Below are 20,212 nucleotides of genomic sequence, written 5' to 3'. Positions count from 1 at the left end.
GCACGTTTTGAGCCAGTCTTGCCAAATGGTGCTTAGCCCTTCAACGTTTGCTCCAGCACATGCAATTCGTGGTTGCATTCCGGGTTCTTGGTGCGGTCCAGCGCGATCTTGCGCACGGCATGCAGCACCGTGGTGTGGTCGCGGCCGCCGAACAGCTCGCCGATTTCGGGCAGGCTCTTCTGTGTCAATTCCTTGGCCAGGTACATGGCGATCTGGCGCGGCCGGGCGATATTCGCGGGCCGGCGCTTGGAATACATGTCGGCGACCTTGATATTGAAGAAGTCGGCCACCGTTTTCTGGATGTTTTCCACGGAAATCTGGCGGTTTTGCACCGACAGCAAGTCCTTCAGGGCTTCCTTGACGATATCGATAGTTATATCTTTGCCATGGAAACGCGAGTACGCCAGAATTTTGCGCAGCGCGCCTTCGAGCTCGCGCACGTTCGAGCGCAAGTGCTTGGCGACAAAGAAGGCCACGTCGTCCGAGAAGGTCACGCCTTCCTGCTTGGCTTTTTTCAGCAGAATCGCCACGCGCATTTCCAGTTCCGGCGGTTCGATGGCTACCGTCAGGCCAGAGTCGAAGCGCGAAATCAGGCGGTCGTCCATGCCCGTGATTTCCTTCGGATAGGTATCCGAGGTGATGATGATCTGTTTCTTCGCAGCAATCAATGCCTCGAACGCATAGAAAAACTCTTCCTGCGTGCGGCTCTTGCCGCCAAAGAACTGGATATCATCGATCAGCAGCATGTCGAGCGAGTGATAGTAATGCTTGAAGTCGTCGAAACCCTTGCGCTGGTAAGCGGTCACTACGTCGCGAACGTACTGTTCCGCGTGGATGTAGCGGATCTTCGCGCCCGGATTGTCGGCCATCACCTGGTTGCCGATGGCGTGGATCAAGTGGGTCTTACCCAGGCCGACGCCGCCGTAGAAGAACAGCGGGTTGTACGACACGCCCGGATTGTTCGCCACCTGGATGGCGGCGGCGCGCGCCAGCTGGTTGGCCTTGCCCGTCACGAAACTGTCGAAGGTCAGGTCGGTGTTGATGCGGCTCTGCTCGCGGCGCGGCGCGGCGCCGATGCTCAGTTCCGGCACGCTGGGCTGCGGTTCCGCGGCGCGCGCGCTGGGCGCGCCGCCATTCGGATCGCTGGCCGGGGTGCTGGCGGTGACGGGTTTCTTCGGCAGGGCCAGGCGCGGGTCGAGCACGAACTGCACTTCCGTGGGCGCTTCGAAGTACTGTATGGCCAGCGCAGTGATGCGGTTGGCGAACTGGGTCTTGACCCAATCGAGCTTGAAGCGATTGGGCGCAGCAATGCGCAGCTTGCCCTCTTCGTAATCGAGAGGGATAAGCGGTTTGATCCACGCACTGAATTGTTGCGGTGTCAGCTCCAGTTCCAACTGCGCGGAACAGGCCTGCCAGAAATTATCCATGTATGTCTATGTGAAAAGGTGTGGGAGGGCGTATCGATTCTGCCCTGCGTTCACCGTGTTGCAAGGCCGGCGTCGCGCGAGGGCTCGCCACACGTAACGCGCTATTCTACTCCCGACTGCCAAAGTTATCCACAGGCACGGCTGTTATTTTTCTGTGGCGGGGTGGGGCGCCGTGTGTATAAGAGGCGACTTATCCCCCGGTTATCCCGTTGCAGGCAGTGCTGGCGCGGCCTGTGGCGGGGGCTTGCCGGCGGATGGGGTTCGATGCGAAAATTTCCGGGCGATCACGGCAATCCTTGACAAGAGGGGGGCATATGCTGAATAATTCAGGGTTCCCCGCCCGTATTCCGTGTTTATTCATTTGGAACGACAATATGGACTAAGCGTGGATTAAGCGGGCGATGAGATTGGCCAGCTTGTGCCTTGGCATAAGTGCGCGATTGTCATTGGCACCAAAAACTGACGGGACGTCAGACCCGATTTTGCATTTTTTTTGTTTTTAGCGAGACCAACATGAAACGTACTTACCAACCTTCCGTCGTTCGCCGCAAGCGTACGCACGGCTTCCGCGCTCGTATGGCTACCCGTGGTGGCCGTGATGTGCTCAACGCACGTCGCGCAAAGGGCCGCAAACGTCTGGCCGTATAGGCTTGTCGTTGACAGCTGATCGCGTGGCTAGCTGTACTCCAGTCGGCAATCAACGCGAAGGTTCACACGACTTCGCGCGCGTTCGGCGTATCGTTAAAACGGATGAATTTTCATCCGTTTTTCGTTTGCGCCCTTCGCAAAAAACAGCGCATTTTGTGCTGTACACCCGACACAATCAATTGCCGCATGCGCGGCTGGGCGTCGTTGTGGCGAAGCGTTTCGCGCCACGCGCGGCGACCCGCAACACGATCAAGCGCGTCACGCGCGAGCTGTTTCGCAACAGCGCGATGCCGCCGGTCGACTGCGTGGTGCGTTTATCGCGCGCCGTCAACAGCAAGGATGGCCCGGCCACCACGACTCGGCTCAAAGCCGAGCTGCGTGAAGAATTGGGCCGCCTGTTCGCGGCGCAAATCGCCGCCCAGGCCCGTTCTGTTGCTGCGCCACCACCGTCCGCGCCATGAAAACCCTGCTGCTGTTCCTGCTGCGTGCTTATCAGTTGCTGATCAGCCCCATGCTGGGACAGAATTGCCGTTTCTATCCGAGCTGTTCGCATTACGCGATGGAAGCGCTGCGCGTGCACGGTACTGCCAAGGGCAGCCTGCTGGCTGCCAAGCGGCTGTGCCGTTGCCACCCCTGGAATGAAGGGGGCGTCGACCCGGTGCCGCCGGCCGATTGCAAACAATCTTCAACGACCGCTTGCGGTTGCAACCACTCCTGACAAATACCCTAATGGATATCAATAAACGTACCATCCTGTGGATCGTGTTTTCCGTCTCGCTGGTAATTCTCTGGAACGAATGGATGATCTCGAACGGCAAGCCGTCGATGTTCTCCGCGAACACGGAACAAACCGCCAAGGCGCCTGCGACCCCTGCCAAGACGGATGCCCTGGCTGCTTCGGCTGCGGCAGGCGTGCCTGCCCTGCCGGGTGACGCTGTCGATCCCGCCGCGTTCAAGCGCGAAGTGATTACCATCACCACCGACGTCATCAAGGTCGATATCGACACCCTGGGCGGCCAGGTCAAGCGTCTGGAATTGCTGAAATTCAAGGGCGCGGGCAATCCGGGCTGGTTCGGCGGCTGCTTCGGCCTGTTCAAATGGTGCCAGCCTGACGAAGGCAAGCAAAACGAAGTGCTGTTCGACGAGGGCGCGAACCACACCTACCTGGCGCAATCGGGCCTGGTTGGCGGTCCTTTCCCCACCCATGCGAGCGGTTTCACCGTACAGCCTGGCGTGCGCACCATCGGTGACGGCAAGCAAGTGCAACTGGTGATGGAAGCGGTCGAAGGCGGCGTCAAGCTGACCAAGACGTTTACGTTCAAGCGCGGCGACTACGTCATCGACGTGCGTCACGACGTGGCCAACGTGGGCGCGGCGCCTGTCACGCCACAGCTGTATCTGCAACTGACGCATGATGGCAACAAGCCGGTCGGCGACTCGTTCTTCAACAGCAGCTTCACGGGTCCGACCCTGTACACGCCGCAAGACAAGTACCAGAAGCTGACGTTCGAGAAAATCGAAAAAGCCGCCGCGGAAGACGAGAAGAAGGGCAACGACAACGCCATGAAGGGCCTGCATCCGGCCACGGCGAATGGCGGCTGGTTTGCGATTTCGCAACATTTCTTCGTTTCCGCCTTTGTTCCGCCTGAAAACGTCAAGCGCGACATCTTCACCAAGAAGGTCGGCCCGAACCTGTACGCCATCGGCAACGTGCTGCCATTGCCTACCCTGGCGCCAGGCGCCACGGCCAGCATGGACAGCAAGCTGTACTCGGGTCCGCAAATCGCGCACCTGCTGGAAAACGTTTCGCCTGGCCTGGAACTGGTCAAGGATTACGGCTGGCTGACCATCATCGCCAAGCCGATCTTCTGGGTCATGGAACATATCCACAGCGTGCTGGGCAACTGGGGCTGGACCATCATCGCCTTCACGATCCTGATCAAGCTGGCGTTCTTCCCCCTGTCGGCCGCCGGCTACCGCAGCATGGCCAAGATGAAACTGGTCACGCCGAAGATGCAGGCGATCCGCGAGCGCTACAAAGGCGACCCGCAAAAGATGAACCAAGCCACGATGGAGCTGTACAAGACGGAAAAGATCAATCCGCTGGGCGGCTGCCTGCCGATCCTGATCCAGATGCCCGTCTTTATCGCCCTGTACTGGGTACTGAACGCGTCCGTGGAAATCCGCGGCGCGCCATGGATCGGCTGGATCACCGACCTGGCCCAGCATGACCCATGGTGCATCCTGCCGGTGCTGTACGCGATCTCGATGTACATCACGACCAAGCTGAACCCGGCCCCGGCCGATCCGATGCAAGCGAAGATGATGCTGTTCATGCCGTTGGCATTCTCGGTGATGTTCTTCTTCTTCCCGTCGGGCTTGGTACTCTACTGGGTCGTCAACAACGTCCTGTCGATCGGCCAGCAATGGGTGATCACCAAGAAATACGCGCCTGCCGCCAAGTAATTCTGGCCAGCGAACAGAAAGCCCGCCTAGTGCGGGCTTTTTAATTCTTGTAGGTCGGATTAGCGTGGCAAGGCCACGCGTAATCCGACACTATCGCCAGCGTGTGCTGCGTCGGCTTACGCGCTGCGCGCTAAGCCGACCTACGTTGCTGCACCTTCCCTTGCCGTACCTATTACAATATCCCCATGAAACTCGACTCTTCCCCTATCGCCGCCATCGCCACCGCCCCCGGGCGCGGCGGCATTGGCGTGGTACGCGCCTCCGGCAAAAACCTCGCGCCTTTGATGACGGCCCTGTTCGGCGCGCAGCAGCTGAAACCGCGCCATGCCACCTATCTGCCCTTCACGGAAAGTGACGGCAGCATCATCGACCAGGGCATCGCCATCCACTTCAAGGGCCCGCATTCGTACACGGGCGAAGACGTGCTGGAATTGCAGGGCCATGGCGGCCCCATCGTGCTGCAGCTGCTGCTGGCGCGCGTGCTCGAAGCGGGCAAGGACAACGGCTTGCGCCTGGCCGAACCGGGCGAATTCACGCGCCGCGCCTTTTTGAATGACAAGCTGGACCTGGCGCAAGCCGAAGCCGTGGCCGACCTGATCGACGCTTCCACGGAAGCGGCCGCCAAGTCCGCCTCGCAATCGCTGTCGGGCGCATTTTCGAAGACCATCCACGCGCTGGTGGAACAGGTGACGGGTTTAAGGATGCTGGTCGAGGCGACCCTGGACTTCCCGGAAGAGGAAATCGACTTCCTGGAAAAATCGAATGCGCGTGGTCAATTGAAAGCCGTCATCGAAGCGCTGAATAAAGTGTTTGCGCAGGCGGCGCAGGGCGCGCTGCTGCGCGAAGGCCTGAACGTGGTGCTGGCGGGCCAGCCGAACGTGGGCAAATCGTCGCTGCTGAACGCGCTGGCCGGTGCCGACGTGGCGATTGTCACGCCGATCGCCGGCACCACGCGCGACAAGGTCAGCGAAACCATCCAGATCGAAGGCATTCCGCTCAACATCATCGACACGGCCGGCATCCGCAGCGCGGGCGACACCATCGACGCCGTCGAGCGCATCGGCATCGAGCGCACCTGGGGCGAGATCGGCAAGGCCGACGTCATCCTGCACCTGTTGGATGCCGACCATGGCCCCACGCTGGCCGATGAAACCATCGTCGCCGCCTTCCCCGCAGGCGTGCCCGTGGTGCGCGTGTGGAACAAGATTGATCTTTCTGGCCACAAGCCCGGCGTGGATGCCTTGCCGGATGCCACGCACGTGTATCTGTCGGCGCACGAGCACATCGGCATCGACTTGCTGCGCGCCGAACTCTTGCGCATCGCCGGCTGGCAGCAGACGGGCGAATCGCTGTACCTGGCGCGCGAACGCCATTTGATCGCCTTGAAATCGGCCGGCAAGCACCTGGACATCGCCGCCGCGCACGCGGCGCAGGATGACCAGTCGCTGGACCTGTTCGCCGAAGAACTGCGCCTGGCGCAGGTGCAGTTGTCGAGCATCACGGGCGAATTCTCACCTGACGATCTGCTGGGCGTGATCTTCAGCCGCTTCTGCATCGGCAAATAAGGAGGTTCGATGAAGCTGGTGCCTGTTCTGCTGTTCAGTTGTCTGCCCCTGCTGGCTGGTGCGCAGGAAAAATTGCCGCAGGACGTGGCGCAGTTTGTCGATAACGCCCAGATGTGCGAGCATTTTGCCGGCGAGTGGGATGACAACGACAAGGCGCGCCAGCGCGAGATCACGCAAGCCATTGAACAATCGTGCGGCCAGGCGCAGAAGCAGTGGAAACGGCTGTCTGCCAAGTATGCTGGACAGCCGGCGCTTAAGAAACTCATCGCCGAGCATGCGAATGATGCCGTCAGGAGCTTTCGGAAATAAGTATCAGAGGTGTTTTTTTGCATACACCTCGAACGGCGAAAAGACCGGCGCTTGATCTGTTCGCCGAAGAGCTGCGCCTGGCGCAGATGCAACTGTCGAGCGCCACGGACGAATTTTCGCCTGATGATTTATTGGATGTGGTTTTCAGCCGGCTCTGTATCCGCAAGCAAATTCATATTGATTGCGGAACAGCAATAGCTTGCCATGTGACGGTTTTATAGTCGGAATTCCCAACCAGGAGTTCCTATGACATATCCTTCATTCCCGCGTAGCACCGCTATTGTTTTTTTCGCATTGGCGCTTGTTTCTCCTATCGCGGTTTTGGCTGCCGCCCCATTGCAATTGACGATCGACACTGTGCCACCACCTGATCCTGGTGCTGCTGGCAAACAAACGCTTGCCGGTATTGATAGCAATGATAATGGCGTGCGCGATGATGTCGAGTTGTTTCTGCTGCGGCATTTTTCGCGAGATGCCCGGCTTCTGCGAGGCATGGCAAATGTTGCCATCAGCAATCAGGCGGCTATTCTGGCAACCACACCCTGGGAATCGTCACATGCGCATTCGATGGCGATACGCAGCAGTGAATGCCTGGCTGGCCTTGGCGAACTGGTCCCCGAGGATGAAAACAAGGTAGGTCAAGTGATGGCCTTGCTTGTCAATACACCCCAGCGCAAGGAAGCCATCCAAGCGCACGGTGCGCGTCTTGCCAATATGACTTTCGTCATGCGGCAGGAGACAGCGTGGGAGCCTTACTGCATGGAACGGGCCGATCTTGTGGGGCCGAGTGTGCAAACCCAGCCTCGCCGCGAATAGCTCCATTTGCTGCCATGTATCCCACGGGAGCGCGGTCTATTGAGCATGCTCATACCGCCTCAACTTTAATGACGTAATCTTGCTGAGCGGCCTTGAAGTGCCGCTAGGAAAGGAAGCGCCATGGACAGCAAACAGCCGGATGTCGTGGAATGCGAGGATGAGGTAATGGCGCGACCACTGCCTGCCATGCCGGAATTGATCGCCTCCTTGCCGCCGAAAGGTGCATGTTGGTATTGCGACAAGCCGCTCGATGCCGTGCGCCGTTTCTGTTGCAAGAGTTGTGGCGTGGCGTATGCGGAAGAGGCGCAGTACAACAGCTGAGCGCTAGCGGCGCCGCAGCAGCGCCGCCAGGGCGCCGTCGAAATCGAACTCGTGCGCGGCGGCCGCCACTTCCTGGTAGACGTGCACGCCCAGGCTGGCGGCCAGCAGGCTGGCCGAGTTTTCCAGGATGTCGATGGCCGCGCCATCGCCTTCGCGCAGATGGCTGGCCAGGCGCGCCAGCAGCAGCTGGATGGCGGGCGCGGCCGGGTCGGGCGCCACGTCCTGCGCCGCCGTGTGGGTGCTCTCCGGCGTGCCCAGCATGCTGCTGACCGCGCCGAGCAATTGATCCTGCGCCAGTTCCAGTTGCAGCATCTGCCGGGCCAGGTCGGGCGCCTGCGCACGCAGTGCCGACTCCAGGGTTGTCGCCAGGCCGTGTACGTGGTGCGCGCCGATCATGCCGGCGGCGCCTTTCAGGGTATGCGCCTTCAGGCGCGCGGAAGCATAGTTGCCGGTATCGAATTCGGCGCGGATCTGGCACGGCGTGGTGCCGTGGTCATGCAGGAAGCGGCGCAGGATTTTCAGGTACAGGATGCGGTCGCCCATGATGCGGCCCAGTCCGTTCTCGACGTCGAGAATACGGACCATGTCGGATGCCGCTACGGCGGCATCATCATCGCAAGTGGCGTGTGGTTTCAGCATGCTGTGCAGAGAGCCCCAAAACTTGTCACTGTCGTAAAGCAGGAACCGCTATTTTACATCCTGTCGTGCTCGACACCGCGCCCGCTTGGCGCCAGCCTGCCGTCTAGCGTGTCGTGAAGGACCAGCTGCGCGTGACGTTCGCGCCATTGACTTTGCCGATGAAACTCACGTCATAGGTGGTGGCCGCCAGCAGGGGGGCCAGCGGGATGATGGCGGCCACCGAGCGTGATGTATTGCTGGCATCGGTTTCCTTGCTGAGCAGGCGTACCGTCAGGTCCGTTCCTGCGCCATGCTGGCGCACGGTGAACGCCGTCACGCTGAGGGTGGCATCGAAATTCGCATGGACGCTGATGGGGTAGCCGACCACGTCCTGGTTGGGCACGGGATCGGGTTCCTCTTCATTGCTGGAGAAACTGGTGGCGACCTTGGTCTGTCCGTTGAACGGGTAGCTGATGATCTGTCCGGCCGGCAAGCCGGGGCCATAGCGGCTATTGCCCGCCAGGTCGGTAGTGAAATAGGCGTAGCCGCTGTTGTTGACGGCCGCACCGGCGCCGCCTTCCTTGAACGTCGGTTCAAAGATGAGGAAGCGGTGGTACACGGCCGTGATCAGGTTTTCCGCCATGTAGAAACCGGAGTTGGTCGCCACGCCGGCGATGACTTCGCCCCAGACGGAAGTGACGCCATAGCCTGACGCGGTCAGGCGGTCGTACAGTGTTTCGCCGGTAAAGCCGGGTTTGCCTTTAGTTTGATTGTGCACCACCACATTATTGATGTTCAGATAATTGGAGTGGCCGAGTGCCGCGTTGTCGATCAGACTATTGCGCACCAGCGGCGCCAGCCCGATCTGGCCGCGCCGGTAATTGATCCAGTTGAAGCCATCGGTGGCGATATTGTTGCTGAGGACGGGAGCGCCCGGCTCCTGTACCAGCTGCCCGGCCGGGGTCGAGGTGCCTTGCGCAGCATTGCTGCTGTCGCTGCCGCCTCCGCCGCAGGCGCTCAACAGGGCTGCGCTCAGCAGGGCGGGTATCCAGTATTTCCAACGCAGTGACGAGACAATCAAGTTGACTCCTGTATAGGTAGGCGGACAGCGGTGGGGGCGGCGTGCTGCCCTGTAAAACGATTCTAAGGTATTTTGATAGCGCGTAGAGCATCCATGAAAAGATATGTCGCGCTCGTGCGGGGACGCTCCCGCCGCTGCGCAGGGTAGAATGGGCGTAGCGCAGCGTTTGCCGCTGCATTGCCTCATCCCGCTACTTTGATTGCCCATACATTTGAACACCTTGCCCAAGTCGCGCCTGCAGCGCGCCAAATACGCCTTGCCCAGCATGGTGACTTTGCTGTCGATAGCCTGCGGCTTTGCCAGCATCGTCATTTCCGTCGATAACGCCCCGGTGGGCGACGCGGATGCCTATCGTCTGGCGGCCGCGCTGCTGGTGCTGGCCGGCGTGTTCGATGCGCTCGACGGCTATGTGGCGCGCCTGACGAACACCAGTTCGCAGTTCGGCGTGCAGCTCGATTCCATCGCCGACGTGATGAATTTCGGCTGCGCCCCCGCCGTCTTGTTGTACTGCTATGGTTTTGTGCAGATGGGCGTGCACGATCCGCTGCTGCTGCGCTTTGGCGGCATGGCCAGCTTCTTCTTCGTCGCCTGCGGTGCCATGCGCCTGGCGCGCTTCAATGTGAACGTGGGACATACCGACCCCATGTATTTCGTCGGCATGCCGATCACGGCTGGCGCCGCCTGCGTGGCGGCCGTGGTGGTGGCCTGGCCGGCGCCCATCGATTCCATGCTGCACAGCTATCTGTTGATGCTGCTGCTGGTGGGCGTGGGCAGCCTGATGGTGTCGACCTTGCGTTTCCCCAGCTCCAAGCAAAAGAAAAGCCTGGCCGCGCTGCTGGTGCTGATCCTTGCCATCGCCCTGCTGGTGTGGCTGAAGACCAGTTTCTTCGCGCTGTTCTTCGCCGTCTACATCGCCGCCACCCTGGCGCTGAACCTGGCGTGGTATCTGGGCTGGCGCGGCATTGCGCTACCGCAGGTGTTCAACGACCCCGACGAGATCGATTAATCTCAGGCCACCTCGTGCCCGCGCGCGGCGCGCAGGATGGCGAACCAGTCGCTGCGGCTGAGCGAAAATTGCGTGCCTTCCACGGCCACGCCCACCGCTTCGATGCGGCCCGTGCCCGTCAGCGGCAGGGGGCGGCATGGCAATTGCATGATCCAGGCAAACACCACGCTGGCAAACGGCCGCTGCAACTGGTCGGCGATCTGCTTGATGACATTGCGCAAATTTTCCACATTCGCATCGCCGCCCTGGAACAGCCGGCCGCCGGCCAGCGGCGACCAGATCATCGGCGCCACTCCCACGTCCTGCAAGCCGTCGAAGGTTTCGTCGAACAGGGGCGCCACGTGCAGCGGCGAGCATTCCACCTGGTTCGTCACCAGCGGGAAGCGCCGGTGCAGGCACTCGAACTGGTGGCGGCTGAAATTCGATACGCCAAAGTGCAGTACCTTGCCATCTTTCTTCAATTGGGTAAACGCGCCGGCGATCTCGTCGAAATCCATCAGCGGATCGGGACGGTGGATCAGCAGCAAGTCCAGGCGGTCCGTGTGCAGCTGGCGCAAGGTCTGTTCCACGGAACTGGTGATGTGCGCCGCGCTCGTGTCGTAATGCTGGATGGCATGGCCGGGGCGGTGCGGCGACAGCAGCTTGATGCCGCACTTGCTGACGAGTTCCATCTTGTCGCGCAAGCCCGGCTGCAGGGCCAGCGCTTCGCCGAACAAGCCTTCGGCGCTGTAGTCGCCATAGATATCGGCATGGTCGAAACTCGATACGCCCAGCGCCAGACATTGCTCGATGAAGGCCAGGCGCTGCTGCGCCGACATATTCCACTCGCCGATGCGCCACATGCCAGCGACGATGCGCGACAGTTCGGGACCGTTGCTGCTTAAACGGCTGCGCGGCGCTTGCAGGCTGGCGGGAAATACATGGCTCATGGGCTGGCTTTCTGATGGTGGCGTGAGGGGATACGCCACGATTATAGCCAGCTAAGCTAGAGCATGCTGCGGATGAAGCGGCAGCACCGCTCCTGCAAGGCATCGTCGAGCTGGCCACCCAGTTGCATCTGGTACACCAGCGCCGACTGCAGCATGAAGGCGAACAGGCGCAGGTCGAGGTCGGCGCGCACGCCGATGTTGAGCAGGCGCTGCACCACCAGGGTGATCCACGGCGCGACGATCTGCTCGCGAAAGCGCAGTTGCGCCGCCGCGTCATTGTGGATCAGCACCAGCAGGTCGCAGGTGAAGCGGCCGTCGGCGTTCAGGTTGTCGAAGATGCGCGCGCAGATCGCCTCGATTTCCTGGCCGTCCGGCATGTCGAGCGCGCGTTGCAGCTTTTCCGCCGTGCGCTTGACGAGCGCGTCGAGCAGCATGTCTTCGCGCCGCGGCCAGCGCCGGTAGATCGTCTGGCGCCCCACGCCGGCCACGTCGGCCACCATCTGTATCGTCACCGCGTCGAGCCCATGCTGGCGCACCAGCGTGACGATCGCTTCCAGTACCGCATCTTCCACGCCCGCCTTGCGCGGGCGGCCACGCACCGCTGCCTCTTTTTTGATCACGTCCAACCTGTCTCTGAATGTTTCTTTTAATTATGGTACGATGCGCACCGTAAATGCAAAACAACTGCTTGTCAATCATCTTGGTCAATTAACCGACAGGCGGATGCGCCGCGATACCCCAGTCATCTCTACGTGAAATCTGCCATCTCAGCGGCGCGTGCCCGCATTTTCTTTCTGACTCCCACATCCATCACTGTGGCGGCTCGTGCCGCCCGAGGACAACCTATGAAAATCATCGGGATTTCGCCCCATCGGCGACACTTCCTGCGCAAGGCCGTTGGCGCAGCGCCTGCCGTGGCCTTGCTGGCCGGCGCCGGCGGCGGCCTGGCCATGGCCGTCTCCAAGGACCAGCCTGCCTACAAACCGCGCTTTTTCGACGCCACCGAGTGGGCCACCCTGAGCGCGCTGGTCGACCGCCTGATCCCCGCCGACGCCGAAGGGCCGGGCGCGCTGGAATCGGGCGTGCATGAATTCATCGATGCGCAGATGAACACGCCGTACGCATATGGCGCGCTGTGGTACATGCAGGGGCCGTTCGTGCCGTCGATCGAACAGTTCGGCTACCAGTTCCACATGGCGCCGCGCGAGCTGTACAAAAGTGCGCTGGCCGGCGTCAATGCGACCGTGCAGAAACAGTCCGGCAAGCCTTTCGTGCAGCTGAATGCGGCCGAGCGCGACGCCGTCATCACGCAATTGCAAAAGGGGACGTTGGACATCGGCGCAGTGCCGTCGAAAATCTTCTTCAACCAGCTGCTGCAAAATACGCGCGAAGGCTATTTTTGTGATCCCGTGCATGGCGGCAACAAGGACATGCTGGCCTGGAAGATGGTGGGCTTCCCCGGCGCACGCGCCGACTACATGGATTGGGTGGAGCAGTATGGCAAGAAATACCCGTTGCCTCCAGTATCCATCGCCTGAAAACGTCCATGGCGGCGTTGCACTGCCTGGTCGTACTAGCGTACTGCCTGCGGCAATGCGCCTTGCCCTGAACCTTTTCAGTTATTCGTAGCCGATCAAAGAAAAAGAAAAACCATCATGAGTGATATCAAACCCGATGTAAAAATGAAGCCTGTCGATGCCGTGATTGTGGGCTTCGGCTGGACCGGCGCCATCATGGCCAAGGAATTGACGGAAGCGGGCCTGAACGTGGTCGCGCTGGAACGCGGCGAGTACCGCGACACCTATCCCGACGGCGCCTATCCGAAGACCCTCGACGAGCTGACCTATATCCAGCGCAGCAAGCTGTTCCAGGATATGTCGAAGAGCACGTTCACCTTCCGCCACAGCATCACGGGCGTGGCCGTGCCCTACCGCCAGATCGGCGCCTTCAAACCGGGCACGGGCGTGGGCGGCGCGGGCTTGCACTGGTCGGGCATGCACTGGCGCGTCTTGCCGGAAGAGCTGGAAATCCGCAGCCACTACGAACGCCGTTACGGCAAGAAATTCATCCCCGAAGGCATGACGATCCAGGACTTTGGCGTGACCTACGCCGAGCTGGAGCCGCACTTCGATTTCGTCGAGAAAGTCTTTGGCACCTCGGGCCAGGCGTATAAAGTCAACGGCATCGTCGTCGGCGACGGCAATGTGTTCGAGGCCGACCGCTCCGACAATTACGCGCTGGCGCCGCAAAAAGTGCCGTACACGGCCGAACTGTTCCGCCGCGCGGCCAAGGCCGTCGGCTACCACCCGTTCGTCAACGCCTCGTCGAACGCCTCCGGCCCGTACACGAATCCGTACGGCTGCCAGATGGGGCCGTGCAACTTCTGCGGTTTCTGCTCCGGCTACGCCTGCTACAACTATTCGAAGGCCTCGCCCAACGTCAACATCATGCCGGCCCTGCGCATGGTGGCCAACTTCGAGCTGCGCGCCAACTGCAACGTCGTGCGCATCAACCTCGACGGCAGTAAAAAACGCGCAACGGGCGTGACCTATATCAATGCGGATGGCAAGGCCGTCGAGCAACCGGCGGACCTGGTCATCGCCAGTGCCTTTGCCTACAACAACGCGCATCTGTTTTTGCTGTCCGGCATCGGCAAGCCGTATGACCCCGTCAGCAATGAAGGCGTGGTGGGGCGCAATATCGCTTACCAGATGATGTCCACCATCCAGACCTTCTTCAAGGAAGACACGAACACGAATCCCTTCATCGGCGCCGGCGGCACCGGCGTCGCGCTCGATGACTGGAATGGCGACAATTTCGACCATGGCCCGCTGGGCTTTGTGGGCGGCTCGCCCGCCTGGTGCAACCCGGCCGGCTCCAAGCCCATCTCGGGGATTGCCACGCCGGACGGCACGCCCGCCTGGGGTTCGGCCTGGAAAAAGGCCGTCAAGAAGAGCTATTTGAACACGGTCTCGTTCGATTGCCACGGCGCCAACATGACTTACCGCGACTGCTATGTCGACCTCGACCCGACCTACACGGACAAGTTTGGCCAGCAATTGCTGCGCTTTACCTTCGACTGGAAGGAAAACGACATCAAGATGAGCCGTTTCGTCACCGACAAGATGATGAAGGTGGCCGAAGCCATGAATCCCGAGTCGATCAAGGTGTCCGTCAAGAACGTGGGCGACCACCTGGACTTGCGCAACTACCAGACCACGCACTGGGCGGGCGGCACGGCCATGGGCGCGGACCGCAAGACCAGCGTCGTCAACCGCTACCTGCAAAGCTGGGACGTGCACAACGTGTTTGCCGTCGGTTCCAGCGTGTTCCCGGTCGGCATCGGCTACAACCCGACGGGCCTCGCTTGCGCGCTGACCTACTGGTCGGCCAAGGCCATCCGCGAGCAATACCTGAAAGATCCCCGTCCCCTGGTCGCCTGATAAAGAACAAGAAGATGAACAACACATTCACCCAAACAGTGGGCGCGCTGCTGCTGGCGCTCGCCGCCATCACCCCCAGTACTGCCTGTTCGGCTGCCGCCACCGTCCCGAACGCCCAGCTGATACGCCAGGGCGAATACCTGGCCCGCGCGGGCGACTGCATCGCCTGCCATACGGCCGGCACGCAGGGTAAACCGTTCGCGGGCGGCCTGGGCATGGAAACGCCGATCGGCAAGGTGTATTCCACCAACATCACGCCCGATAAAAAGGCCGGTATCGGCGACTGGAGCTTTGCCGATTTCGACAAGCTGATGCGCACCGGCGTGACCAAACACGGCTATACCGTGTATCCGGCCATGCCGTATCCATCGTATTCGCGCCTGAGCGAGGCGGACATGCAGGCGCTGTATGCCTACTTCATGCATGGCGTGAAAGCGGACCCGACGCCGAACAAGGCGGCCGACATTCCGTGGCCGCTGTCGATGCGTTTCCCGTTGACCATCTGGCGCTGGGCGTTCGCTCCCACGCCGCAGCCATATAAAACGCCGGTGACGGGTGACGCGCAATTGCTGCGCGGCGCCTACCTGGTGCAGGGCCTGGGCCACTGCGGCGCCTGCCACACGGCGCGCGGCGTGGGCATGCAGGAAAAATCGCTGACGGATGAGGGCAACACGACCTTCCTGGCGGGCGGCGGCGTGATCGACGGCTGGTCCGTGCCATCGTTGCGCAATGAACATGGCGGCGGCCTGGCGCGCTGGAGCGCGGCGCAGATCGCCGAATTCCTGAAAACGGGCCGCAACAGCCATACGGCCTCGTTTGGCGCCATGAACGACGTGGTAGCCCATTCCATGCAGCACATGACCGATGGCGACCTGGCGGCCATGGCGAAATACCTGAAGTCCTTGCCGCCTTCGAACCCGGCCACGCCCGCCTTCGTGGCCGACGACAAGCTGGGCAAGCAGTTGTTCAGCGGCATCGTCAACTCCAAGGGCGCGCAGTTGTACCTGGACCGCTGCGCCGGTTGCCACCGTTCCGACGGCAAGGGCTACGACAAGGCTTTCCCTGCGCTGGCCGGTAACGCCGTGCTGCAGACCAACGATCCCACGTCGGCCATCAATATCGTGTTGTCGGGCGGCGCCGTGCCGGCCACGCGCACGGCGCCGTCGGCGCTGACGATGGCGCCATATGCCGACATTTTCAATGATGAGCAGACCGCGCAGGTGGTGACGTTCATCCAGACCAGCTGGGGTAACCGCGGCACACCGGTGACGGCGGCGCAGGTGGCCAAGGTGCGCAAGCTGTCCGTGCCGGTGGAGCCATCGCAGACGGAAGCGACGTTTGCGGCAGGCCGCCATGGCACCTTTCCGCCCGTGGCGCGCCAGCCGCACCTGAAGGATGCGCCAGCGAAGTAAAGTCGATGGACGAAAAAAATGCCCGCAGCATCTGCGGGCATTTTTTATGGAATACGAGAAATAATTACTTCATCCACAGGCGCATCGAATCCCAGGCACGGCCGAAGATCGTGGCCTGGTTGATGGTTTCCAGCGCCACGACAGGCAGTTCCAGCAGAACCTTGTCTTCAACCATCATTTTCAGTTTGCCGACAGGGGCGTTTTCAGCCAGAGGCGCGACCAGCGGGTCCTTGCGTTCCAGCACAGGTTTCATCTTGGCAGCCATGCCTTTTGGCACGGTGACGAGCACGTCGCGGGCGAAACCGATTTTCACGGTGCCTTTCGAGCCCTTCCACACTTCCGGCGTGGCCACGGCCTGGCCTTTCGAGTACAGCTTGACCGTATCGAAGTTCTGGAAGCCCCAGTTCAGCAGCTTCTGGCTTTCCTGCGTGCGCGCCTGGTCCGACGTTGTGCCCAGCACCACGGAGATCAGACGGCGCTCGCCGGTGCCGCCCGGACGGCGGGCCGAAGCGATCATGCAATAGCCGGCCGCTTCCGTATGGCCCGTCTTCATGCCATCGACGGTCGGGTCCAGCCACAGCAGGCGGTTGCGGTTAGGCTGGGTGATCTTGTTGTACGTAAAGCTTTTCACGGAATCGATTTTGTAGAATTCCGGGTAATCGGCGATCACGCGCTTGGCCAGCACGGACAGGTCTTGCGCCGTGGAATAGTTATCGGGGCTAGGCAAGCCATGCGGATTGGCAAAACGCGTGTTTTTCAGACCCATGCGTTGCGCTTCACGGTTCATCAGCACGACGAACGTGCCTTCATCGCCGGCAACGGCTTCAGCCAGGGCCACGGCGGCATCGTTACCCGATTGAATCATCAGGCCATGCAGCAAGTCGTCGATCGACACGGGCGTGGCCGGGTCGATGAACATCTTCGAGCTGCTCGAATCGACTTTCCAGGCGCGCACGGAGACATTCACTTTTTGGTCCAGCGCCAGTTTCTTTTCGCGGATGGCGGCAAACGTCAGGTAAGCCGTCATGATTTTGGTCAACGATGCCGGCTCGATGCGCGCGTCCGGATCTTGCGAAGCAATGATCTGGCCACTGGTGGCGTCAAGCAACAGCCAGGACTTGGCGGCGATGGTCGGGGCTGGAACGCTCTGGGCGAAGGCGGCGGAAAAGAAAAATACACTGGAGGCCAGTGCCGCTAAAAGTTTTTTCATGGAGGCTGGTCTGCGAAAAAGATGAAGGCTGAGGGCCATGTCGTTGCTGCTTACATGGCCGCGTGGAAAAAACGGATCAATTATAGCCGTGGAGGCGGTAGTAAGCCCACACTTCAATGATCATCTGCTGCTATTGCGGGTTTGTCACCATGCCACAGCGCAATCACGAGGTTCTTGATGTGGTTGAGCTTGCGGTGGAAAAAGTGGTCGGCGCCGGGGATCACGATCACGGGGATGTCCTGTGGACGGGCCCAGTCGAAGACGGCGGACAGGGGAATCGTGTCGTCCAGTTCGCCGTGGATCAAGATGGTGTCGGCGGGAATGTCCGCCATGGCCCACTTGCCGGCCGCGCTGCCGATCAGCGCCAGGCGCTCGACGGGCGTGCCGGCGGCGGCCAGGCGTTCCTGCAGTTTCGATTGCACGAAGGTGCCGAACGAGAAGCCGGACAAGGCCACGGGCAAGCCCGGATACAGGCCGACCATGTGTTCGTACAGCAATTGCATGTCGTCCGTCTCGCCCGCGCCATGGTCATGCACGCCTTCGGAAGCACCGACACCGCGGAAGTTGATGCGCGCCACCACGTAACCGAGGGCGACAAAGGCGCGCGCCAGGGTTTGCGTGACCTTGTTATCCATCGTGCCACCGTACAGCGGGTGCGGATGGGCAACGAGGGCGATGCCGCGCGGAGTGTCTGCCGGGAAATCGAGCAAGCCTTCCATGCTGCCTGCATGGCCGGCGAGGGTAAATTTTTCCGAATTTCTGTTCATGATGCTCATACTGGTGGCTATCTCTTAAATTGGCATTAAATCTTGAGGCGTTCGACTATTTTTCCGCCCACCAGGTGCGTATCGATGATTTCATCGATATCGCTGGTGTCGACATAGGTGTACCAGGTCGCTTCCGGGTAGATCACCAGCAGCGGGCCTTCCTCGCAGCGGTCCATGCAGCCGGCCTGGTTGATGCGGATCTTGCCCGCGCCATTCATGTCGAGTTCCTTGATGCGGCGCTTGCAATGCTTTTGCGCCGCTTCCGCGCCATGGTCGCCGCAACTGTTGCGGCCGTCTTCACGTTTGTTCATGCAGAAAAAAACGTGGCGTTCAAAATACGGTGCGTCGCTCATACTATGCTCCTGCTGATTCATCAATGCGCCATGATAACGCTTATGGGTGGTCTTCGCGACGCTGGCGCTGCACGTCATCTTGCCGGTTCAAACGATGCGAGGGCAGGCACAGGAACCACAGGGCCATGAAGGGCCACAGCAAGGCGAGGAATTGCGCCGCGCCATTGAAGTTCAGGAACTTGCCTTGTACCCAGCCTTGCAAGGTGGACATGAAGTACGGGTTGATCGGCGTCGTATTCACCATCACCAGGCTCAGCAGCAAGGTGGCGGCCGCGATGCGGCGCTGCGCCACATGGGGCGCGAAGGCCAGGCCGCCCAGCATGATCAGGCCGATCAAAAAGCCGCCCTGGGCACCCGGCGTGATCCAGACGAAGGCGTTTTCGGGCGAAAACAGCAGCGCGCTGGCCATCGAACGCACGATCAATGCGGCGGCGATGAGGATCAGCATCAGCGCGGCACGCGGTGCGGCGCGGCGCAGCAGGCATAGCAAAGTGAGCACGGCGCCTGTCATGCCGCAGGCCGTGATGATGGTTTCCGATAGCCAATATTGCTCAACCGTCAATATCACATCGGGACGCAGGAAGGACGCCAGGTCGATGTCCATGCCCATCAGGCTGGAGGCCCAGTCCGACAGGATGGGCAGCAATTGTCCCAGACCGAACAGATAGCCTTGCGGATAGATTTGCGCCAGCGGCCACAACGCCACCAGCACCAGGCCCTGGCTGGCATGTTGGGCAAACCAGCGCTGGCGCAGGCGCAGCAAATGGCTCTGGTCGAGCAGCTTGCGCGCCGTCAAGGCGCCGATGAGGGAACCGATGAAGCAGCCGGCCGAATTCGTATAAAAGTCGAGATTCGACGACACGCGGCTGGGCAGATAGGTTTGCACGGCTTCCATGCTGCCGGAAATCAACATACCGCACAGGCTGGCGATCACGACGGCAAAGAAACCAGTAATCCTTGGAAACAGCGAATACACGATCAGCGCACCGAGCGGAATGTAGCCGACAACGTTGATGCTCACGTCAAAGCCCGTCCAGTAACGGGGCATGCGCGTGTTTTCCAGGAAAGTCAGCGGCGACAAACCATTGCTGTGCCAGCCCGTGAACGGGAACCAGCTCGCGTACACGATCAGGAAGACGTAGGCGAGCAGGGTCGCGCGCGACACGGGCGAGGAACGGACGGGCGGCAGCGGCGCCGCCGGGCTGGCGGGGGTTGCGGGGTCGGTCATTCTTTCGGGATATTCAGCGTGCCCAGCCAGGTGAGCAGGTCGGCGGCGATGGCGTCCGAGGCCGCCGCCAGCGCCTGCGCGCCGCCTTGCGCATCGGCGCTGCCGGCCGGGCCGCTGCGGCTGAAGGTTTTCTGGTCGATCAGGCGGTGGCCGCGAAATAGCGAGGCGCGCAGCGACACATGGCCGCTGCTGTGCGTCTGTGTGTCAAACGCTTGCGAAAAATCATCGACATCGATGCGCAGCAGGGGCATGCCGGCGGCCGCGTCCGTGGTCGACAGCACTTTCACGCCGCTCTGCGCCACGCGCGTTTTCAGGCGCTGGCTCAACAGTTGCAGCGGCGGCGTGTTCCAGCGGTTGTAGGCGTACGGCCGCGATTGCTGCGCGTCGGCGTACAGCAGCCGGTAATACATGCGCTGGCTGTCCAGCCACGAAGGGCCGTTGGCGTCGGCGATTACCAGCACGGGCACGGCTGGCGCCGCCGCGGGTGCGGCCGCCAGCGGCGCGGTCGGGCCGAAATCATAAAACGTGGGCACGGGGCCGCGGCTGGCGCAGCCGCCCAGCACGAAGGCGCTGGCCAGGATGAGTACGCTGAGATGGCGTGGGATAGGCATGC

General features: G+C 61.2%; 23 protein-coding genes. 13 read left to right on the top strand and 10 right to left on the bottom strand.

The genetic code is table 11. From position 1 onward, the window contains the following. Positions 1–32: 32 nt before the first annotated feature. The gene (gene dnaA, locus K0F86_RS18665; RefSeq protein ID WP_219135787.1) at positions 33–1,427 is read right to left on the bottom strand and encodes a chromosomal replication initiator protein DnaA; all 1,395 of its coding nucleotides are present in this window, start codon (positions 1,425–1,427) and stop codon (positions 33–35) included. Between the two features lie 513 nt (positions 1,428–1,940). Here dnaA and rpmH point away from each other — a divergent pair. The 9 genes from rpmH (at position 1,941) to K0F86_RS18620 (ending at position 7,552) form a co-directional block, all read left to right on the top strand. Continuing rightward, positions 1,941–2,075 (top strand): 50S ribosomal protein L34, encoded by a 135-nt coding sequence (gene rpmH / locus K0F86_RS18660; RefSeq protein WP_010401996.1) that lies wholly within the window; start codon positions 1,941–1,943, stop codon positions 2,073–2,075. An 8-nt stretch (positions 2,076–2,083) separates the two neighbouring features. After that, positions 2,084–2,536 (top strand): ribonuclease P protein component, encoded by a 453-nt coding sequence (rnpA, locus tag K0F86_RS18655; RefSeq protein WP_257572227.1) that lies wholly within the window; start codon positions 2,084–2,086, stop codon positions 2,534–2,536. Further along, on the top strand, positions 2,533–2,793 hold the full coding sequence (gene yidD / locus K0F86_RS18650; RefSeq protein WP_010401993.1) for a membrane protein insertion efficiency factor YidD: 261 nt from the start codon (positions 2,533–2,535) through the stop codon (positions 2,791–2,793). The genes rnpA and yidD overlap by 4 nt, the downstream gene beginning before the upstream one ends. An 11-nt stretch (positions 2,794–2,804) precedes the next feature. After that, positions 2,805–4,541 carry a membrane protein insertase YidC gene (yidC, locus tag K0F86_RS18645; protein ID WP_219135786.1) on the top strand — a complete coding sequence of 579 codons (1,737 nt, stop codon included), beginning with the start codon at positions 2,805–2,807 and terminating at the stop codon, positions 4,539–4,541. Positions 4,542–4,726: 185 nt separating this feature from the next. Beyond that, complete coding sequence (gene mnmE, locus K0F86_RS18640) at positions 4,727–6,106, top strand: tRNA uridine-5-carboxymethylaminomethyl(34) synthesis GTPase MnmE (RefSeq protein ID WP_219135785.1); 1,380 nt, start codon at positions 4,727–4,729, stop codon at positions 6,104–6,106. 9 nt (positions 6,107–6,115) lie between these two features. Continuing rightward, on the top strand, positions 6,116–6,415 hold the full coding sequence (locus tag K0F86_RS18635) for a hypothetical protein (protein ID WP_219135784.1): 300 nt from the start codon (positions 6,116–6,118) through the stop codon (positions 6,413–6,415). Between the two features lie 17 nt (positions 6,416–6,432). Beyond that, positions 6,433–6,636 carry a hypothetical protein gene (locus K0F86_RS18630; RefSeq protein ID WP_219135915.1) on the top strand — a complete coding sequence of 68 codons (204 nt, stop codon included), beginning with the start codon at positions 6,433–6,435 and terminating at the stop codon, positions 6,634–6,636. Positions 6,637–6,661: 25 nt separating this feature from the next. Next, a complete protein-coding gene (locus K0F86_RS18625; protein ID WP_219135783.1) occupies positions 6,662–7,231 on the top strand; it encodes a hypothetical protein in 570 nt (189 codons plus the stop codon). Positions 7,232–7,351: 120 nt separating this feature from the next. Further along, positions 7,352–7,552 carry a hypothetical protein gene (locus K0F86_RS18620; RefSeq protein WP_219135782.1) on the top strand — a complete coding sequence of 67 codons (201 nt, stop codon included), beginning with the start codon at positions 7,352–7,354 and terminating at the stop codon, positions 7,550–7,552. A 3-nt stretch (positions 7,553–7,555) separates the two neighbouring features. Here the strand turns inward: K0F86_RS18620 and K0F86_RS18615 are convergent, their stop codons facing one another. Then, positions 7,556–8,191: an Hpt domain-containing protein gene (locus K0F86_RS18615; protein WP_219135781.1), complete on the bottom strand. Its 636-nt coding sequence runs from the start codon at positions 8,189–8,191 to the stop codon at positions 7,556–7,558. A gap of 103 nt (positions 8,192–8,294) precedes the next feature. Continuing rightward, positions 8,295–9,251, bottom strand: coding sequence for a CAP domain-containing protein (locus K0F86_RS18610; RefSeq protein WP_306823212.1), 957 nt, complete (start codon positions 9,249–9,251; stop codon positions 8,295–8,297). 265 nt (positions 9,252–9,516) lie between these two features. On the opposite strand from K0F86_RS18610, the gene pssA reads away from it, so the two are divergent. After that, positions 9,517–10,257, top strand: coding sequence for a CDP-diacylglycerol--serine O-phosphatidyltransferase (gene pssA / locus K0F86_RS18605; protein WP_257572245.1), 741 nt, complete (start codon positions 9,517–9,519; stop codon positions 10,255–10,257). 2 nt (positions 10,258–10,259) lie between these two features. Here the strand turns inward: pssA and K0F86_RS18600 are convergent, their stop codons facing one another. Then, positions 10,260–11,186 (bottom strand): aldo/keto reductase family oxidoreductase, encoded by a 927-nt coding sequence (locus K0F86_RS18600; RefSeq protein ID WP_219135780.1) that lies wholly within the window; start codon positions 11,184–11,186, stop codon positions 10,260–10,262. A gap of 56 nt (positions 11,187–11,242) precedes the next feature. After that, on the bottom strand, positions 11,243–11,806 hold the full coding sequence (locus K0F86_RS18595; RefSeq protein ID WP_219135779.1) for a TetR/AcrR family transcriptional regulator: 564 nt from the start codon (positions 11,804–11,806) through the stop codon (positions 11,243–11,245). A gap of 225 nt (positions 11,807–12,031) precedes the next feature. On the opposite strand from K0F86_RS18595, the gene K0F86_RS18590 reads away from it, so the two are divergent. The 3 genes from K0F86_RS18590 to K0F86_RS18580 all read left to right on the top strand — a co-directional run bounded on the left by K0F86_RS18590 (position 12,032) and on the right by K0F86_RS18580 (position 16,041). Next, complete coding sequence (locus K0F86_RS18590; protein WP_219135778.1) at positions 12,032–12,724, top strand: gluconate 2-dehydrogenase subunit 3 family protein; 693 nt, start codon at positions 12,032–12,034, stop codon at positions 12,722–12,724. A gap of 117 nt (positions 12,725–12,841) precedes the next feature. Next, positions 12,842–14,629, top strand: a complete 1,788-nt coding sequence (locus K0F86_RS18585) for a GMC family oxidoreductase (RefSeq protein ID WP_257572226.1) — start codon at positions 12,842–12,844, stop codon at positions 14,627–14,629. Positions 14,630–14,643: 14 nt separating this feature from the next. Beyond that, on the top strand, positions 14,644–16,041 hold the full coding sequence (locus K0F86_RS18580) for a cytochrome c (RefSeq protein ID WP_219135777.1): 1,398 nt from the start codon (positions 14,644–14,646) through the stop codon (positions 16,039–16,041). A 64-nt stretch (positions 16,042–16,105) separates the two neighbouring features. Here the strand turns inward: K0F86_RS18580 and K0F86_RS18575 are convergent, their stop codons facing one another. From K0F86_RS18575 to K0F86_RS18555, 5 genes are all read right to left on the bottom strand, one after another. Continuing rightward, positions 16,106–17,251, bottom strand: coding sequence for a D-alanyl-D-alanine carboxypeptidase family protein (locus tag K0F86_RS18575; protein ID WP_219135776.1), 1,146 nt, complete (start codon positions 17,249–17,251; stop codon positions 16,106–16,108). 113 nt (positions 17,252–17,364) lie between these two features. Further along, positions 17,365–18,018, bottom strand: a complete 654-nt coding sequence (locus K0F86_RS18570) for an alpha/beta hydrolase (RefSeq protein WP_219135775.1) — start codon at positions 18,016–18,018, stop codon at positions 17,365–17,367. A 35-nt stretch (positions 18,019–18,053) separates the two neighbouring features. Beyond that, complete coding sequence (locus K0F86_RS18565; RefSeq protein ID WP_034781335.1) at positions 18,054–18,371, bottom strand: ferredoxin; 318 nt, start codon at positions 18,369–18,371, stop codon at positions 18,054–18,056. Between the two features lie 40 nt (positions 18,372–18,411). Continuing rightward, positions 18,412–19,599, bottom strand: a complete 1,188-nt coding sequence (locus K0F86_RS18560; protein WP_219135774.1) for a VanZ family protein — start codon at positions 19,597–19,599, stop codon at positions 18,412–18,414. After that, positions 19,596–20,210: an ABC-type transport auxiliary lipoprotein family protein gene (locus K0F86_RS18555; protein ID WP_219135773.1), complete on the bottom strand. Its 615-nt coding sequence runs from the start codon at positions 20,208–20,210 to the stop codon at positions 19,596–19,598. The genes K0F86_RS18560 and K0F86_RS18555 overlap by 4 nt, the downstream gene beginning before the upstream one ends. Between the last annotated feature and the right edge of the window lie 2 nt (positions 20,211–20,212).

Origin of the sequence: Janthinobacterium sp. UMAB-60 (genome assembly GCF_900095235.1) — a bacterium.
In the GTDB taxonomy this organism is placed as follows: Bacteria; Pseudomonadota; Gammaproteobacteria; order Burkholderiales; family Burkholderiaceae_D; genus Janthinobacterium.
Note: the sequence above shows the minus strand (reverse complement) of the source record. Positions and strands in the feature narration are given on the sequence as shown.

Bases quoted from the DNA above. Each gene is read 5' to 3' on its own strand.
- dnaA (WP_219135787.1), bottom strand. From the start codon at position 1,427: ATGGATAATTTCTGGCAGGCCTGTTCCGCGCAGTTGGAACTGGAGCTG.
- rpmH (WP_010401996.1), top strand. From the start codon at position 1,941: ATGAAACGTACTTACCAACCTTCCGTCGTTCGCCGCAAGCGTACGCAC.
- yidD (WP_010401993.1), top strand. From the start codon at position 2,533: ATGAAAACCCTGCTGCTGTTCCTGCTGCGTGCTTATCAGTTGCTGATC.
- yidC (WP_219135786.1), top strand. From the start codon at position 2,805: ATGGATATCAATAAACGTACCATCCTGTGGATCGTGTTTTCCGTCTCG.
- mnmE (WP_219135785.1), top strand. From the start codon at position 4,727: ATGAAACTCGACTCTTCCCCTATCGCCGCCATCGCCACCGCCCCCGGG.
- K0F86_RS18635 (WP_219135784.1), top strand. From the start codon at position 6,116: ATGAAGCTGGTGCCTGTTCTGCTGTTCAGTTGTCTGCCCCTGCTGGCT.
- K0F86_RS18625 (WP_219135783.1), top strand. From the start codon at position 6,662: ATGACATATCCTTCATTCCCGCGTAGCACCGCTATTGTTTTTTTCGCA.
- K0F86_RS18620 (WP_219135782.1), top strand. From the start codon at position 7,352: ATGGACAGCAAACAGCCGGATGTCGTGGAATGCGAGGATGAGGTAATG.
- K0F86_RS18615 (WP_219135781.1), bottom strand. From the start codon at position 8,191: ATGCTGAAACCACACGCCACTTGCGATGATGATGCCGCCGTAGCGGCA.
- pssA (WP_257572245.1), top strand. From the start codon at position 9,517: ATGGTGACTTTGCTGTCGATAGCCTGCGGCTTTGCCAGCATCGTCATT.
- K0F86_RS18600 (WP_219135780.1), bottom strand. From the start codon at position 11,186: ATGAGCCATGTATTTCCCGCCAGCCTGCAAGCGCCGCGCAGCCGTTTA.
- K0F86_RS18590 (WP_219135778.1), top strand. From the start codon at position 12,032: ATGAAAATCATCGGGATTTCGCCCCATCGGCGACACTTCCTGCGCAAG.
- K0F86_RS18585 (WP_257572226.1), top strand. From the start codon at position 12,842: ATGAGTGATATCAAACCCGATGTAAAAATGAAGCCTGTCGATGCCGTG.
- K0F86_RS18580 (WP_219135777.1), top strand. From the start codon at position 14,644: ATGAACAACACATTCACCCAAACAGTGGGCGCGCTGCTGCTGGCGCTC.
- K0F86_RS18575 (WP_219135776.1), bottom strand. From the start codon at position 17,251: ATGAAAAAACTTTTAGCGGCACTGGCCTCCAGTGTATTTTTCTTTTCC.
- K0F86_RS18570 (WP_219135775.1), bottom strand. From the start codon at position 18,018: ATGAACAGAAATTCGGAAAAATTTACCCTCGCCGGCCATGCAGGCAGC.
- K0F86_RS18565 (WP_034781335.1), bottom strand. From the start codon at position 18,371: ATGAGCGACGCACCGTATTTTGAACGCCACGTTTTTTTCTGCATGAAC.
- K0F86_RS18560 (WP_219135774.1), bottom strand. From the start codon at position 19,599: ATGACCGACCCCGCAACCCCCGCCAGCCCGGCGGCGCCGCTGCCGCCC.
- K0F86_RS18555 (WP_219135773.1), bottom strand. From the start codon at position 20,210: ATGCCTATCCCACGCCATCTCAGCGTACTCATCCTGGCCAGCGCCTTC.